We start from the raw sequence: 15,731 nt of genomic DNA, 5'->3' as shown, positions 1-15,731 counted from the left end.
CTTTCTCCGCTTTTTCCAACATACTTTTTCTGTATCAGCAGCTGTATTTCCTGCTGTTTTAAAACATTGTAATTTCTAACGATGGTTGGCAGGTTCAATTTCCTCCATGTACCCTTCCATCTTTTCTTCTGTCATTGCCCCGAGCAGCACCCGCTGCACAACACCATTTTCATCGATCAGAAAGGTAGAAGGGAGCGGGCCTATGCCATAGCGGTTCAGGACATTTTTATTTTCATCCATTGGGATTGGAAACGTTAAATCATGACGGCTGGCAAAACGATTCACCGCCAGGTTGGACTCTCCCACATTTACAGCCAGTACCTCCACCCCCCGGTCCTCAAATTCCTGATATAACTTGTCCATATAAGGCATTTCTTCTTCACACGGCGGACAATACGTTCCCCAGAAATTTAAAAATACACCTTTTCCACGAAAGTCCTTCAGTTCGACAGATTCTCCATCAATCGTCGAAAGTACAAAGTTTGGAGCCACATCTCCTTCATGAACATCTGTTTCTTTTCCGGACATAAAATTAGCGTAAAACACATAACCGAGCACAAGGGTTAGTGCTCCTAATATAGAAGAACGCATGATCAGGCGTCTGCGTTTTTTTGGCATGGCGGAAGCCTCCTTTTTCCCTGGAACGTTTCATCTATGCCTTATTATTCTCTACGATACTCATTATAGATAAACTCCAGTTCCAGTATAAAGCTTCTGCCTGATCTATGCATTCCTTGAATATCTCGATTTTATGAAAAAGGAGAGGGGCCGCCCCGCGGCGATCCCCCCTTTTTTCTCTATTTTTACGAATCTTTTTGCTGTTGGTCTTCGGTTTCTGTCCCTTCCTCTTTCCTGTCCTCCCCGGCTGCTTCCTTTTCCGGCTCTTCCACAACTTCTGCCTGCTCTTCTTCCTCTTCCTGGGCTGCCGGTTCGTCTATTTCCATCTCAGCAGGAACGACCGCTTCCTCCTCCTTCTCTGCTGAAACAGTGTCTCCTTCCTCTATGACAAATTGTTCAATAAGAGAGGAAAGGGTATCACTTTCTTCATGCAGAGACTCTGCCGAACTTGCTACGGACCGCATGGCCTCTCTCTGTTCATCAGTGGAGGCATTTACTTCTTCTGCGGAGGCTGCATTGGACTGGGACACCTCAGCAATCTTAGAAATGGCGTTCTCGACAGTCTGTCTGCGTTCATCCATCATCGGAATTTCTTCTAACAGACGCTGAACCACCGACGCTATCGATTCTCCTGTTTCTTTGATTTTCTCAAAAGAAGCTTGCACCTGGGACACTGCACTCTGTTGTTCCGATGATACATTTCTGGAACGTTCTACTGTATCATGGACTTTATTCGCTTCGTCGGTCACTCCTTTTAAGATGGTTTTCACTTCATCTGCGGATTCGCTGGAAGCATCCGCCAATTTCCGAACTTCTTCGGCCACTACCGCAAAACCTTTCCCGTGTTCGCCGGCCCGGGCTGCTTCAATACTGGCATTTAAGGCAAGCAGATTCGTCTGATCGGAAATTTCTCCAATGGACCCCATGGCCTTTTGAATGTCTTCCAGGCGTTCGGTCAATTGCGTAAATACTTCCTCTACTTCTTCCATCATATATTGGGACTGGCCCGCTTTTTCTGTCAATGTCGAGACTTCCGCGACCCCGTTTTCATTTAACTCTGCCGATGCTTTCGTGCGATTCTCTATGTCTTTAACCTGTTCTTCCAGAAACATAAATGCTGTGGTTAGAATCTCCATCTCCTGTTTCGTTTTTTCGGCTTCTTCCGCCTGGGATACAGCGCCGCGGGAAATTTCATTAACGGCATTGGCTACTTCTTCGCCGGAAGCGCTCGTCTGTTCTGAAACTGCACTGAATTGTTCAGAGGATGAAGCTACCTGAGCGGTCGATTCTTTCACCTGACCGACCAGGGTGCTGATATTTTCCGCCATTTTATTTAAATCACGGCTTAATAAATTAATTTCCTGATGGGAGCTTTTGGGGAATTCCACATTTAAATTTCCTTCCGCCATTTTATTCACTTTCGTCTGCATTTTTTTAATCGGCTTCGTGATTCGTCCGGCAACGATCACAGTAATAAGAATAGACAGCACAATGGCCGCAGCCGCAATAATCATGATCGTGTCACGAAGGGTGTTCGATTCCGCTGCCATGGCTTCATTAGAAAAAGCCGTGCCGATCACCCAGTTGTTTGTTTCCACGCGGTCATAAAACAAGCTGTGCTCTTGATTTTGATGAGTAAATGACATCCGTCCGTTTCCTTCGGTGTCAAGCACAGAAGCTAACGGAGCATTCTCATCGATCGTTTCTCCCTTTAACTCCGGGTGGACGATCATCGACCCGTTATCATCCATCAATGTCATAAACCCGTTGTAGGGAACATCCAGCTCGGACATCATTTCGTTTAAGTGAGCCAGCGATAAATCAATCCCGACAACTCCAAGAATATCACTGGTTATCGGATCGATGACGGCTTTGCCGGCGCTGATCACAAACTCTTCGTCCTCTTCACTTTTATATGGTTCCGTCCAGCCTGTGTCCTGCGGATGTTCTACAGCTGCTTCGTACCAGGGACGGGTAGTGGCGTCCATATCTTCAACGTTAACATAAGGAGTGGTGTTAGACCCGCCGTTTGCCGCACCGGTGAAAGTCAATTCAATATCCTCGTAACTGTACATAAATCGATTCATCACATCTTCCACTTCGCTGTAACCAATCGCGTAATCCGTTCCTTCTTCGTTTTTCTCCTGTAAAAATGAAACCACTCTGGTATCAGCGCTGATCATATCAAGATGGTTTTCAAAGGTTTCAAAATATTGTTCTAAGTACTGCTTTTCTTTTGTTACAGTATTATTACCATTGTTGGTTACATTCTCTTCGACCACGTCTGTCATTTGATAATAAATAATAAAAGCGGCCGCCAATAATGAGACAGTTACTAAACCCCCGGTTAAAAGAATTAGTTTCGTGTTCAGCTTTTTCATATTTTCCTCCTTCTAGGCAAACAAAGTAAGTCTAAAGTTTTGGATTTGATTATCTTTTTCCTGGAAAACAAATATGTATGATACCTTAGCATTAGATAACTGCCATTTCTTATATCGTCTTATTGTCTGAATTTTTAACAAGCATTTGTAAAAAAAAGAAGAGCTTCTCCATAAGCTCTTCCAGCAGCGTACAATTTTTTTAGTTTTTGTCAGGGTTTAAGCGGACGCTGTTATTCTTTTTGCTGTTCGAAAAAATAGGATTTTGAATGGTACCTGACACTCATCACCATCCCAAGGGCAAACATCGTAGCCACAAGGGAACTTCCGCCGTAACTCAGCAGAGGCAGGGTAAACCCTGTCACCGGAAGCAGTCCCAGACCCATCCCAATGTTTTGAAAAACCTGAAAGGAAAACATTCCGATCAAACCGGCGCACAAATATTTTCCAAACGCGTTGTGACAACGCAGTCCGGTCATCAGTATCTGATACAGCAGGATAAAATACAGGGTGATGACAAAGGCCCCGCCTAAAAAGCCATGCATCGAACTAATAACCGCAAAAATAAAATCGGTATGAGCTTCCGGAATATAAACGGCCGTTCCGTAATTTCCATACAGCTGCCCGGAACCAATCGCTGTCATCGCCTGCAGCACCTGGTAACCTTCATCTACATACTCAAAAGGATTAAGCCAGCCGTTGATTCGATCCACCTGATAGCTGCGGAGATTGGAAAGAAAAAATCTTTCCACTAATTCAGGGAACTGGTAAAAAGCAAAAATAAAAGCCAGTCCGGCGCTGAGAGGTCCTCCTATCAGAACAACCAATATCTTATACGACATTCCGGATACGATCATTAAAGCAATCAGTATCGCTGCTATGAGCAGAACACTCCCCATATCAGGCTGCCGTTCCAGAAGAACGATAACGGGGGCTGTCACCAGCCCCATTTTTCCCAGCAGAAGAAAGTCTGTCTGCAAGGATCTATCCTCTCTATGGCGGGAGTTATGCCGGTAGATGATCGCGCTGAGAGTAAGCACCAGAAAAATTCTCATGATCTCCGAAGGCTGGACAGAACCAATACCTGGAACTTGAAACCAGCTTACAGCCCCGTTCTGGTAGGGGGCAAATGTTTCATGCGGTCCTATAACATCGAGCAGAATTAAAAGAAAAAGACCGAACCCGTATAAAAACCAGTGAATATTGATGTAATACTCAAAATCAAAGTGAATCACGCTGAATGCGACCACAAAGCCTACCACATAAAACATCATCTGGGAGGTATGAAAAGAGCCTTCATACTGCCCCATCTGCTGCGCGAAATAAATATAAAAACAGCTTACGACGCCAAAAAGAAACAACACAAACAGCATATTGATATCATATTGCTTTTCTGTCATTGGGTTATTAAAACTCACCAGTTCATCACCAGCATTTTCATAATTAATAGTGTATCCTTTAAAAATCATACACGATTATCTCCGGATCGTATAGAGGAAAACAGCTGATCTATATTTAATTTATCTGGAGAGGAATGTTAAACTTAGCTGGAGTATATAATGTTCCGTCGTTCTTTTTCCAACTCTAATGTCAGAACACTTCCCCCGGGAAGAGGCTTCGCACTCACCATCCGCCCCGGACTACTATTTTCAGGAGGAGCGAGGACATGAAAATAACAGCAACCAACAAACAGGAACGTATTGTAACCCTTGATATTTTACGTGGATTTGCACTGTTAGGAATTTTAGCTGCCAACATGTCTGCTTTCAAATCTCCATACTATCAGCTGCAAAGTATGCCGGCTGAACTTGCTTCTATTCCGCAGGGATTGCTCAATCAATGGAGTGTCTTTGCCATGGATTTTCTGGTGGTTGGTAAGTTTTATCCTTTATTCTCTTTTTTATTTGGCCTGGGATTCTATTTATTTTATGAAAGGTTAAAAGAAAAGGGGGTCCGGCCCCAGGATTGGTATAAACGGCGCATCGTCTTTTTATTAGGGGCGGGCCTGCTCCACCTCGTTTTTTTATGGTCGGGTGATATTTTACATACCTACGCGCTGGCAGGATTATTGCTGCTGCTCTTCGTGCATCGGAGGAAAAAAACGATTCTTACATGGGCATGCCTTTTACTTGCTGGATCTTCTATCGTAATGATGTTTCTCGTAACAGCCGGGAATTTTTATATGACCGTAGAACAGGGATCGCAGGCACTCGAACAGGCTCGACAGAACGTGGCAGAGGCCGAATCTGTCTACTCTGGCGGATCCTATATGGAAATCCTGAGTTTTCGCTTACAGGAAGAGGTTCCTATCGTGCTTTCCAACCTTTTTTTCACCATTCCCAACATTCTGGGAGTGTTTCTGATCGGATTGTATGTAGGAAAAAAAGGCTGGCTCCAGCACGCTTCGTTCTTTACAGGAAAATGGAAAAAAATTCGGAGTAGGATGCTTGCAGGCGGAGGAATCCTATCCCTCTTATTTGCTTGTTTAACAAACGGACTACTTCCTTTTCCGGCTTGGCTGTCGGATGGCCTGGCTTCAGGCTTGAATATCATTGCCGGACCGCTGTTTATGCTTTTTTATGCTGCCGCCGCCGTCCTGTTATGCCAACGGAAAAACTTGTTCCGCCTGCTAAAGGTGTTTGCTCCGGTAGGGCAGATGGCGTTAACCAATTATATGCTGCAGACCATTCTCTGCATTTTTATTTTTTATGGGTTCGGCCTTCAGCTGTTTGGCACGATTGATGCGTCCACCGGAATTCTCATTACCGCCGTCATTTATGGGGCCCAGGTTGTGTTGAGCATATTCTGGATGAGCAATTACAGCCAGGGGCCGTTGGAAAAGCTGTGGAGGAACTGGACGTATCGAAAACAGGCTCCCGCAAAACGGTAAATGTTCCTCCCCTCTGCCAAAACAGTCCGCTACCTTATATCAAGGAGCGGACTGTTTCTAGGAACGATTGCTTGGTGTTATAGAAACATGAAGGTAAACCTCTCCCGCCGCACTGCTGAGAGGAAAGGTTAGGAATGTCTTTTCCATGCGGAATCTGGAATGACCTTCATTGATAACCGGCGGGGAAATATCAATGACGGCTTCTGCTTTTGCCAGTTCTGAAGCTGCCCTTCCTGCTACCCAGTTACCAAATTCCTGGATAGCGCTCCATCCCATATCATCCAGCACGCTTATTTCCATTCCGCCCATCATATTGCCGACAATGGATCGTGCTGTTTTTTCTTCCATCGTGCAAATAATCTGTCCTTCCAGCTGTCCATTAACACCCATCACTACGGAGATATCGGATGCGAGAAACTGCTTTCCAGACACATAAGGTTTAGAAAACTTCGCTTCTATTCCTAAATGCTGCTCTACTATCATCACTGCTGCATTGGTGATGGCATTAACATGCTGTGCTTCCATATGTGGTGCTGAACTCATGACGAAGCTCCTCTCTATCCCAACACTTTATTAATGGCATCCATGACACGATCTGCCTGGAATGGTTTTACTATAAAATCTTTAGCCCCTGCCTGAATCGCATCGATGACCATAGACTGCTGTCCCATAGCCGAACACATAATAACTTTTGCCTCAGGGTGCTCCCCTTGAATTTCCTTGAGCGCAGCAATACCATCCTTTTCCGGCATCGTAATATCCATCGTAACTAAATCAGGACTCAATTCTTTAAACATGTCCACTGCTTCCTGGCCATTTGCAGCTTCACCTGCTATGTCAAACTCATTTTTTGTAAGGATATCTTTTATCATCATTCTCATAAAGGACGCATCATCCACAATTAATACAGACGCCATATTCTCACCTCATGTCAATATTTTCGTTGATACGATCAGCTTCGGTTTAGGCTCCGGATCGTTTTTCTTCATTTTTGTTCAGGATTTTATCTATGTGCAGTAACGTGAACAAGCGGTCATCCAGTTTTACCACCCCGCGCAGGTACTCTTCCGCCACACCGCCAACTACTTCAGGAGTTGGTTCAATCCGGGATTCAGCAATATCCATCACATCGTTTGCTCCATCAACAATAAATCCGATTTCGTTGTTATCCTTTTTCAACACAAGGATACGCGTGGCTTCGTCATAGGATTGGCTTTCGATCCCAAATCTTTTTCGAAGATCTATGACCGGCGTGATGACTCCGCGGAGATTCATGACCCCGATAATATAGGCTTCCACACCGGGTATCCGTGTTACAGACTGCATTCTCTCGATAGACTGTACATGATCAACTTCTATGGCATACTCTTCTTCTTTTAATTGAAAAACAATAACTTTCACATAGCCTTCTGCTGTTTCTACCGCCATGTCTCGGCCACCTCCAGGCTTCATTTATTTTATTAAGGCATTGGAATCCAGGATTAAGGCTACCTGCCCGTCTCCTAATATCGTAGCTCCAGATATCGCAAACACATTGGTTAAGTAGTTTCCAAGAGACTTTAACACGACATCGTGCTGTCCGATTAAAGAGTCTACAACTAAGCCGGCAATTTTATCCCCTTTGCTGACGATAACAAGGGAGTAATACTCCGTTTCTGCTTCCCTTTCATGATCAGGTACCTGGAAAATATCATTCAAAAAGACAAGGGGAATAACGTTTCCACGGAAATCGATGACTTTCTGGTTGTGTGCGCTGTAGACTTCCTCTTTACTCACAATAGCTGTTTCTACAATAGCTGTCAGAGGTACACCATATTTTTCTTCTCCCACTTCGACAAGCATGACATCAATAATCGAAAGGGTGAGGGGCAGCTGTACAGAAAACAGAGAGCCCTGCCCAAATTCAGAGTCAACAGTGACACTTCCTCCCAAAGTTTCAAACGTGCTTCGCACGACATCCAGTCCGACGCCCCGGCCGGAAATGTCTGTGATTTCTTCTGCCGTACTAAAACCGGAAGAAAACATCAGACCAAATATCTGCTGGTCACTCATCTTCTCAATATCATCTTCGGTTACTACCCCGTTATCCAATGCTTTTTTAATAATCTTATCTTGATCAATGCCGGCCCCGTCATCTTCTATTTCAATGAATACGTGGTTTCCGCTGTGATAAGCCCTTAATTGAACCGTTCCCTGGGCTGGTTTACCGGCAGCTTCCCGGACGTGCGGCTCTTCAACTCCATGATCAATAGAGTTTCGGATCAGATGGACGAGCGGATCCCCGATTTCATCAATGATCGTACGGTCCAGTTCTGTTTCCGCTCCGGTAATTTCAAGATTCACCTGCTTACCGAGCTCTTTTGATAAACTGCGGACCATTCTTGGAAAACGATTAAAAACCTGATCCACCGGCATCATTCTCATATTTAGAATAATTTCCTGAAGGTCCCCGGAAATTCTGGACATCCGTTCTACGGTTTCACTAAGTTCACTGTTGTCAAGATCACTCGAGATCTGTTCAAGGCGGCCGCGGTCAATGACAAGTTCTTCAAACAGATTCATTAACACATCCAGTCGGTCAATGTTCACCCGAATCGTTTTATTTAATTCATTTCCTTTTTTCGGGGTTTCTTCTTTTTTATCCTGTTTTTTTGATTTCGGTTCCTTCTTTTTGGCCTGGTCTGCTGCAGCGGGAGCCGGAGAAGCTTCTTCTGTTTTTGAAGCCGGGCGTTTCTCCTGAAAGGTTACATCAACTTCCTCTATAGTAACCGAGGCAATTTCGGAAACTTTCATTACCCGTTTTTCCAATTCCTCTTTCTCCACACTGGAAATCACGGTGATAACAAAAGCAAATTCAAAGTTTTCATCTTCCAGATCATCTGCCGGCGGTGTTGACTTTATGATGTCCCCGACTTGTTCCAGCACTTCAAATACCATATAAACCCGGGCTGCTTTCAGCATCGTCTGCTCATCAAGAACTATTTCAATTTTATACGGATAATACCCCTGTTCTTTGGACTGGGTAAGAACTGTACGCTCATATTCATCATAGTCCTCCTGAACGCTGCCTGTATTTTCAGGAGCTGGTGCTGCCTCAACAGCCGCTGCCGCCTCTGTCTGGGGGTCTGCTGCTTTTTCGCCGTGCTGCAGAGCCTCCAATTTTTTTACAGCTTCTTGTACGTCCCTCGAGCCGTCCCCCCCGTTAGAAATATCTACTACCATTTCTTCTAAATCATCCACCGATTCAAATACAACGTCCATGACGTGAGAGGTGACTTCCAACTGTTCATTTCGTATCAGATCCAGCACATTTTCCATGTTGTGTGTTAAATGGGCCAGATCCTCAAATCCCATGGTGGCCCCCATCCCTTTCAGGGTATGGGCGGAGCGGAATATTTCACCAACTATTGAAATATCCGCCGGCTCTTTTTCCAGTTTCATTAAGTTATCATTTAACGTTTGTAAATGCTCCTGGCTTTCATCAATAAATACTTCTAAATACTCAGATTGACTCAAATTCCAAACCCCCTGCTCCTACAAATTATCTATTTTTAACCTTTGAAATGTTTGTTCAGCTCCAATCTGGTTACTTTTTTAATATCGGTAAAAGGAAGAAAAATTTCATAGTCTGGCTGTTATTTTTTCAACAAAGACTTTAATACTAGTTTTATATACCTATAATACTAAAAATTTGACGTGTTGAAAACTATTCGGTTAAAAAAACGGCTCCCCTGCGATCGCCGTGTCTTCTTTACCGCGGGCTCAGCTTCGACGAACCGGATGTTCTAGTGCCCGCGGCCGCCACAGGACGGAACCGTTTTTAGCCGTCGAGCAGCGGAAGGCGGCGGCCTTCTACTTCTGCCCATGGTTTACTTCTCTTTGCCATAGAAAAGGAGCTGTACCTTTTGATACAGCTCCGAAAAAACAATCAGTTTAAATCAAAATGTTTTCCACTGGATTCATATACAATCCATTCTGCCAGATTGGTAGCGTAATCCGCGATTCTCTCGACATACCGCCCGATAAAAGCAAGCTGTGTGGTCTGTTCGGCGTTGGTTTCGTCTGTTAAGGTAAACAACCGCTGAATATAGTGTTTATATTTTTTATCTACGGTGTCGTCAAGCGTCGCAATATGCTGGGCTCTCATCATGTCTCTTTTTTGATAGGCCGTTAATGCTTCCTTCAGCATTTCTTCCGCGACTTTTGCCATATCAAGAATATCATCAATTTCTGACTCGTTTCTTTTTGTTTCCATTCGTTTGGCAGCCTTCACCATATCTACGGCCAAATCCCCGATCCGTTCCAAGTCGCTTGAAATCTTTAAAGCAACAATGGTGGTCCGCAGATCTGTAGCCACCGGCTGCTGACGGGCAATCATCATGGTCGCCTCATCATGAATTTTTAATTCCACCTGGTTAATGACCGCGTCATTCTCAATTAATTGATTGATTTTCTCTTCATCCCGGCTTTGTAATAGTTCCAATGCGGTGTTAAAAGCCGCCATTACCTGTTCCCCCATAGAAAATAGATCATTTTTCAGCTGGGAGAGCTCTTGTTCGTAGGTTCCTCTGACCCCCATTCCGTTGTCCTCCTAACGTTATCCGAATCGTCCTGAAATATAATCTTCGGTGCGTTTATCGTCCGGCGAGGAAAATATTTTATCAGTACGGTCATATTCGACGACCTCCCCGTTCAGAAAAAACGCGGTGTTATCTGAAATGCGGCCGGCCTGCTGCATATTGTGGGTGACAATAATAATACTGTAATTCTTTTTTAAATCCTGTACCAGCTCTTCAATTTTTAACGTGGAAATAGGATCAAGGGCAGAGGTCGGCTCATCCATCAGCAGCACATCTGGTTCCACTGCCAGGCATCTTGCAATACAGAGACGCTGCTGTTGGCCGCCGGACAGCCCAAACGCATTTTTTTTCAAATCATCTTTCACTTCGTCCCATAGGGCAGCCCCCTTCAGGCTGCTTTCCACGATCTCATCAAGCACTTTTTTATCTTTGATGCCGTGAATTTTCGGGCCATAAACGATGTTTTCATAGATGGATTTGGGGAATGGGTTTGGATTCTGAAAAACCATACCTACCTTCGTTCGAAGCAGTTCTACTTTATATTTTTTATCGAAAATATCCTGATTCCGATAATAAATCCCGCCGGTTGTTTTAACGGAGGGAATCATCTCGGTCAGACGATTGAGTGTTTTAATAAAGGTTGATTTCCCGCATCCAGACGGACCTATTATCGCTGTAACCTGCTGTTCCGGAATCTCCAGTTCGATATTTTTTAAGGCCTGGTCCTGCCCATACCAAAGATTTAATTGGTCTACTTTATATACTGAATCTGCAGGACGTGCGGTATTCGGTTCGTATACTTCTTCCGCTTGTGTGTTATTATCTTTACTGGCTAACATCGAAAACACCTCTCTATAAATTTAGATGTACCTCAAACCTAGAATCGGCGTTGAAATTTATTTCTTATCCATACGGCAATCGAATTCATCAATAGCAGCATCGCTAACAATACAATGATCCCGGCAGCAGCCACGAGGTGAAATTCCTCCTGGGGTCTGCTTGTCCAGTTAAAGATTTGAATGGGCATCACTGTAAACTGCGAAAGCAGGTTTTCCGGCAGAAAGGCAATATAGGTAAGAGCACCTATCATGATCAAGGGAGCAGTCTCGCCGATGGCTCTGGATAAGGCCAAAATGTTCCCCGTTAAAATACCCGGCAGTGCTGCCGGCAGAACCACCCGGTAGATCGTCTGCCAATTAGTGGCCCCCATCGCATAGGAAGCTTCCTTCAAATTTGTTGGGACCGAGCGGATTGCTTCCTGGGAAGCTACAACAATGATAGGCAGAATCAATAGGGACATGGTCAAGGCCCCGGCGATGATACTTCTCCCCATCGCCAGTTCACGAACGAATAAGGTAAGCCCAAGCAGACCAAATACAACGGAAGGAACGCCTGCTAGGTTGGAAATATTAGTTTGAATTAATGAGGTAAAACGGTTTTTGTTCGCGTACTCCTCTAAATAAATTGCTGTTCCTACACCTAATATAAAAGAAATTGGAGCAGTGACAGCCATCAGCCAGATGGTACCGACAAAGGCTGCTAGAATACCTGCGTCCGAGGGGTTTCGAGAAGCAAAGGAGGTAATTAAATTCCAGTCCAGATAGCCAATTCCTTGAGTGAATATCCGAAGGATAAGAACAATAAGCATAAGCAGACTAAACCCTGCAGCTGCCGTGAATATTCCTTTGAAAATTTTATTCTTCCATTCTCTTACGGATAAATTAGCTGGTTCCTGGAGTCTTTCCTCTGTTGTTATTGTTGTTTCCTGACGGGCAGCTTTCATCAGTATTCCTCCCTAAACCGATTGGAGATGACGTGGGCAATAATATTCATCGCCAAGGTGAAAATAAACAATGTCATCCCCACGGCATAAATGCTGTAATAAACCGTGGTTCCAAACCCGGCATCACCAAGACTCATCTGGACGATATAAGCTGTCATCGTCTGCATAGAAGAGGTGATATCCAAGTCAGCCGTTGGGTTCGCTCCCCCGGCAACCGTTACAATCATGGTTTCCCCGACGGCCCTTGATATGGCAAGAACAAAAGAAGCGATAACACCGGACAAGGCTGCCGGAAGCACGACTTTCAGAGAAACTTCCAGTCTTGTCGCCCCCAGAGCAAAGGCTCCTTGTCTCATGGACTGGGGAACAGCGCTCATCGCGTCTTCAGACAGGGAGGCCACCATCGGAATAATCATAATTCCCATCACGATGCCGGGACTGAGAGCATTATATATGGCCAGACCGGGAATAAAAGTCTGCAGCAGAGGCGTGATGAATGTTAACGCAAAAAAACCATAAACAATCGTAGGAATTCCTGCCAGCACTTCAAGCACTGGTTTTACCGTACGTCTGGTTTTATCGCTCGCATATTCACTCAAATAAATAGCAGAGGCCAATCCTACTGGAATCGCAAGACACATAGCAATGAATGCAATCGTAAACGTTCCGAGTAATAAAGGCCTGATCCCGAAATCGGGGTCCTGAAACATGGGATACCAGTCCGGACTCGTTATAAATTCAACCACAGAAACGTCCTGGAAAAAGGTAAACGTTTCAAAGACAAGAGTAAAAACGATCCCTATCGTCGTTAAAATGGAAATAATAGCACACACTAAAAAAAATTTAGGCATTAAAGTTTCCGTGACATTTGCCATCCCTTTTTTTGAAGCTTTTTCTTCTATCATTTTATGAATCGGCGTATTCGAATGATCAGCCATCATACATCCCCTTTCCAGCCATTGGTGCGGGCAAAACACAAAGGTAAGATGCAGGCATCTTACCTTTGGCGGATTTTTTTATTCTCCTGCCGCTTCTTCAATTTTTTCCATGTTTTCGTCATATTCTTCTTCCGTCAGATTGACATAACCAACCTCAAGCGCCATGTCTCCAGCATTTTCATTTAAGAACTTCACATAATCAAGCACCTGCGGTTCCTGCAGAGATTCTTTTTTCACATAAGTGAACAGCGGACGGGAAAGCGGAGCATAGGAACCATCGTTAATTGTTTCCTCCGAAGGTTCTACCGGGCCATCACCGTTGTCGATCGGAACGATTTTCAGGCTGTCCTGATTTTCTGCATAATAGGCGTAGCCAAAGAAAGCAATCCCATTCGGACTTCCCTGCACCCCTGTCACAAGCACGTTGTCGTCTTCAGACATCTGCGCATTGCGGTTAATGTCCTCATCCTCCAGAATCACTTCATTAAAATAGTCAAATGTACCAGAGTCTGTTCCCGGTGCATAACGGTCAATCGGTTCATCCGGCCATTCGTCGCGGACATCACTCCAGGTTTCCGCCCCGCCGTCGACCCAGATTTGTTTTAACTCTTCCACTGTTAAATGATCAACAAAGTCATTCTGCTGACTGACTACTACGGAAAGACCATCATAAGCCAGCGGCATTTCAAAAAACTCAATACCGTTTTCTTCTAATGCAGCTGCTTCTTCTTCATTCATTTCCCGGGAGGCATTACTTAGATCCGTTTCCCCGGCGATAAATTTCTCAAAGCCGCCTCCGGAACCCGAAACACCAACCGGAGCCTGTACGTCAGGGTGTTCTTGTGTATATTCTTCAGATACAGCTTCCATTATCGGGAACACCGTAGAAGAACCATCAATTGCTACTTCCCCTGAAAGTTCTCCCTCTTCCCCGGAAGCTTCTTCCGATCCGCCTTCCGAAGAGGATTCTTCGGCACTGCCGTCACCGGATGTTTCTTCTTCTGTTTCTTCTGTACCCCCTGTATCTTCGGAACCTTCTGAGTCTTCCGGTTCTCCTTCTCCACAAGCAGCCGCAAACACCATTACCGCAGCCAGTGCGAGCAGCAGCCATACCTTTTTCATACTCACAAGCATTTCCTCCTCTTTCTCTATTAGTTGGTAGATAAGGAGCTTGTCTCTCCCCACTCACAGTTGCAAGTATAGAAAAAGAACATTAAGGAGACATGGTGTGAACGTAAAGATTTTGTAAATGTATTTGAAGAAATGTAAAGAGGAATATTGTTTCGAGCGAAGAAAGAGAGAGGTTTATCTTAAATTGCTGCTGACGTTGACTTCGTTGTGTGCTAAGCATTACTTTTCACCTTATTAAAGGTAGATTTGACGCTTAACAAAAAGCCAGCCGTCACTTTTGCCTATTGGAATAAAAAAAGTAACGCTTACCCTTTTTCTAAGCGTTAGATGGCCGGGTTGAAACATCAAAAGTAATCATTACAGCCTTCCATATAATCCCTTTGCCAAAATGTCGGGGCAAAGTCATCAAAACAAATGGTCCAGAAGAAGGAGTTTTCATCTTCCGTCGTAAAAATCAGGATCCCCTGTGTAGGTAGACTGTTTCTTTTTATCATTTACTTTTTAGTTATTATCAAAGCTGTTTTCTTATTGTCCCAATGTTTTTATTCATTGTCTCCGCTGATTTTCTTATCGTCCCGGGTATTATTCTTCTTATTGTCCTCTCGGCTTGGCTAAAAAAAGACACTTCCTCTAAAGAGAAAGCGTCTTATTTCGTTATAAGGTTTTACTCCATCCGCCGGCTGCTTTTTCCACTTTTGTATCCGGGCATTCATTTTGAGCTTCGGTGACAAGCTGGTCATGATCGCCAAAATGGGGAAGATGGGTCAAGAGCAGATGTGGTACGTTGGCCAGTCCTGCCATCTGTCCCGCTTCCTCACTCGTCATATGGCCGAAAGAGGCGCCGTCCTCTCCTTTATAAGCAGTGGATTCGGCAATCATGAGATCCGCACCGGAGGCAGCATGCGCCAATTCTGTGGAAAATCCAGTATCTGCGGTGAAAAACAATGCCGACTGTTCTGTTTGGATTTTCATAGCGTAACACGGCACTGGATGGGTTGTTTTATAAAAAGTGAATGTAAAAGGGCCGATGTTCAGGGGTTTATCCGCCTCATAAGGTTCTGTTGTTATTGTTCCTTCAAAGGATAAGTTCTCAAAACCAGCCGGGTCTTCTTTATGGCCGTAAATGGTTATCGGCTGCTGCGGCTCTTCGGAGATGACCGGCTGCAGCAGACGAAAATAATGAAGAGCGCCGATGTCGCCGATATGGTCGTTGTGATAATGAGATATAACTACAGCATCAATATCTCCCAGCTTACAATAATGCTGCAATTGAGCAATGACACCACTTCCGCAGTCGAGCAGCACCTGAAATCCATTTTCTTCTATTAAATAGCCGGAGGCTGCTTCGCCCGCTTCGGGAAATGCATGCCAATATCCTATCACCGTTACTTTCATTCATTCTCCCGCCTTTCC

General features: G+C 44.6%; 14 protein-coding genes. 1 reads left to right on the top strand and 13 read right to left on the bottom strand.

What is annotated here, in order from left to right:
• Positions 1-75 precede the first annotated feature (75 nt).
• The 3 genes from resA to G475_RS0102280 all read right to left on the bottom strand — a co-directional run bounded on the left by resA (position 76) and on the right by G475_RS0102280 (position 4,465).
• Positions 76-618 carry a thiol-disulfide oxidoreductase ResA gene (resA, locus tag G475_RS0102290; protein WP_026699874.1) on the bottom strand — a complete coding sequence of 181 codons (543 nt, stop codon included), beginning with the start codon at positions 616-618 and terminating at the stop codon, positions 76-78.
• Positions 619-803: 185 nt separating this feature from the next.
• The gene (locus G475_RS0102285) at positions 804-2,999 is read right to left on the bottom strand and encodes a methyl-accepting chemotaxis protein (RefSeq protein WP_026699873.1); all 2,196 of its coding nucleotides are present in this window, start codon (positions 2,997-2,999) and stop codon (positions 804-806) included.
• A gap of 230 nt (positions 3,000-3,229) precedes the next feature.
• Complete coding sequence (locus G475_RS0102280; protein ID WP_051302098.1) at positions 3,230-4,465, bottom strand: FtsW/RodA/SpoVE family cell cycle protein; 1,236 nt, start codon at positions 4,463-4,465, stop codon at positions 3,230-3,232.
• 197 nt (positions 4,466-4,662) lie between these two features.
• Here G475_RS0102280 and G475_RS0102275 point away from each other — a divergent pair, with 197 nt between their 5' ends.
• A complete protein-coding gene (locus G475_RS0102275) occupies positions 4,663-5,886 on the top strand; it encodes a DUF418 domain-containing protein (protein ID WP_026699871.1) in 1,224 nt (407 codons plus the stop codon).
• A 57-nt stretch (positions 5,887-5,943) separates the two neighbouring features.
• On the opposite strand, the gene G475_RS0102270 is transcribed toward G475_RS0102275, so the two are convergent.
• From G475_RS0102270 to G475_RS0102225, 10 genes are all read right to left on the bottom strand, one after another.
• Positions 5,944-6,429, bottom strand: a complete 486-nt coding sequence (locus tag G475_RS0102270; protein ID WP_233275718.1) for a chemotaxis protein CheX — start codon at positions 6,427-6,429, stop codon at positions 5,944-5,946.
• A gap of 14 nt (positions 6,430-6,443) precedes the next feature.
• Complete coding sequence (locus G475_RS0102265) at positions 6,444-6,803, bottom strand: response regulator (RefSeq protein WP_026699869.1); 360 nt, start codon at positions 6,801-6,803, stop codon at positions 6,444-6,446.
• A gap of 46 nt (positions 6,804-6,849) precedes the next feature.
• Positions 6,850-7,314, bottom strand: coding sequence for a chemotaxis protein CheW (locus tag G475_RS0102260; protein WP_026699868.1), 465 nt, complete (start codon positions 7,312-7,314; stop codon positions 6,850-6,852).
• A gap of 24 nt (positions 7,315-7,338) precedes the next feature.
• Positions 7,339-9,402 (bottom strand): chemotaxis protein CheA, encoded by a 2,064-nt coding sequence (locus tag G475_RS0102255; protein WP_026699867.1) that lies wholly within the window; start codon positions 9,400-9,402, stop codon positions 7,339-7,341.
• Positions 9,403-9,814: 412 nt separating this feature from the next.
• Entirely contained in the window at positions 9,815-10,465 is a 651-nt protein-coding gene (phoU, locus tag G475_RS0102250; protein ID WP_026699866.1) for a phosphate signaling complex protein PhoU, read from the bottom strand.
• 18 nt (positions 10,466-10,483) lie between these two features.
• Complete coding sequence (gene pstB, locus G475_RS0102245; RefSeq protein ID WP_026699865.1) at positions 10,484-11,305, bottom strand: phosphate ABC transporter ATP-binding protein PstB; 822 nt, start codon at positions 11,303-11,305, stop codon at positions 10,484-10,486.
• A 38-nt stretch (positions 11,306-11,343) separates the two neighbouring features.
• Entirely contained in the window at positions 11,344-12,249 is a 906-nt protein-coding gene (gene pstA / locus G475_RS0102240; RefSeq protein ID WP_051302097.1) for a phosphate ABC transporter permease PstA, read from the bottom strand.
• A complete protein-coding gene (gene pstC, locus G475_RS0102235; RefSeq protein WP_026699863.1) occupies positions 12,249-13,190 on the bottom strand; it encodes a phosphate ABC transporter permease subunit PstC in 942 nt (313 codons plus the stop codon). The genes pstA and pstC overlap by 1 nt, the downstream gene beginning before the upstream one ends.
• 75 nt (positions 13,191-13,265) lie before the next feature.
• Positions 13,266-14,321 (bottom strand): PstS family phosphate ABC transporter substrate-binding protein, encoded by a 1,056-nt coding sequence (locus tag G475_RS0102230; protein WP_233275717.1) that lies wholly within the window; start codon positions 14,319-14,321, stop codon positions 13,266-13,268.
• A 651-nt stretch (positions 14,322-14,972) separates the two neighbouring features.
• Positions 14,973-15,713, bottom strand: a complete 741-nt coding sequence (locus G475_RS0102225; protein WP_026699861.1) for an MBL fold metallo-hydrolase — start codon at positions 15,711-15,713, stop codon at positions 14,973-14,975.
• Positions 15,714-15,731: the final 18 nt, after the last annotated feature.

The sequence above is a fragment of the Salibacterium aidingense DSM 18341 genome (assembly GCF_000429685.1).
GTDB classification, from domain to species: domain Bacteria; phylum Bacillota; class Bacilli; order Bacillales; family Marinococcaceae; genus Salibacterium; species Salibacterium aidingense.
Note: the sequence above shows the minus strand (reverse complement) of the source record. Positions and strands in the feature narration are given on the sequence as shown.

Excerpts from the sequence above, each read along its gene's own strand:
- resA (WP_026699874.1), bottom strand. The coding sequence starts at position 618 with ATGCCAAAAAAACGCAGACGCCTGATCATGCGTTCTTCTATATTAGGA.
- G475_RS0102285 (WP_026699873.1), bottom strand. The coding sequence starts at position 2,999 with ATGAAAAAGCTGAACACGAAACTAATTCTTTTAACCGGGGGTTTAGTA.
- G475_RS0102280 (WP_051302098.1), bottom strand. The coding sequence starts at position 4,465 with ATGATTTTTAAAGGATACACTATTAATTATGAAAATGCTGGTGATGAA.
- G475_RS0102275 (WP_026699871.1), top strand. The coding sequence starts at position 4,663 with ATGAAAATAACAGCAACCAACAAACAGGAACGTATTGTAACCCTTGAT.
- G475_RS0102270 (WP_233275718.1), bottom strand. The coding sequence starts at position 6,429 with ATGAGTTCAGCACCACATATGGAAGCACAGCATGTTAATGCCATCACC.
- G475_RS0102265 (WP_026699869.1), bottom strand. The coding sequence starts at position 6,803 with ATGGCGTCTGTATTAATTGTGGATGATGCGTCCTTTATGAGAATGATG.
- G475_RS0102260 (WP_026699868.1), bottom strand. The coding sequence starts at position 7,314 with ATGGCGGTAGAAACAGCAGAAGGCTATGTGAAAGTTATTGTTTTTCAA.
- phoU (WP_026699866.1), bottom strand. The coding sequence starts at position 10,465 with ATGGGGGTCAGAGGAACCTACGAACAAGAGCTCTCCCAGCTGAAAAAT.
- pstB (WP_026699865.1), bottom strand. The coding sequence starts at position 11,305 with ATGTTAGCCAGTAAAGATAATAACACACAAGCGGAAGAAGTATACGAA.
- pstA (WP_051302097.1), bottom strand. The coding sequence starts at position 12,249 with ATGAAAGCTGCCCGTCAGGAAACAACAATAACAACAGAGGAAAGACTC.
- pstC (WP_026699863.1), bottom strand. The coding sequence starts at position 13,190 with ATGATGGCTGATCATTCGAATACGCCGATTCATAAAATGATAGAAGAA.
- G475_RS0102230 (WP_233275717.1), bottom strand. The coding sequence starts at position 14,321 with ATGCTTGTGAGTATGAAAAAGGTATGGCTGCTGCTCGCACTGGCTGCG.
- G475_RS0102225 (WP_026699861.1), bottom strand. The coding sequence starts at position 15,713 with ATGAAAGTAACGGTGATAGGATATTGGCATGCATTTCCCGAAGCGGGC.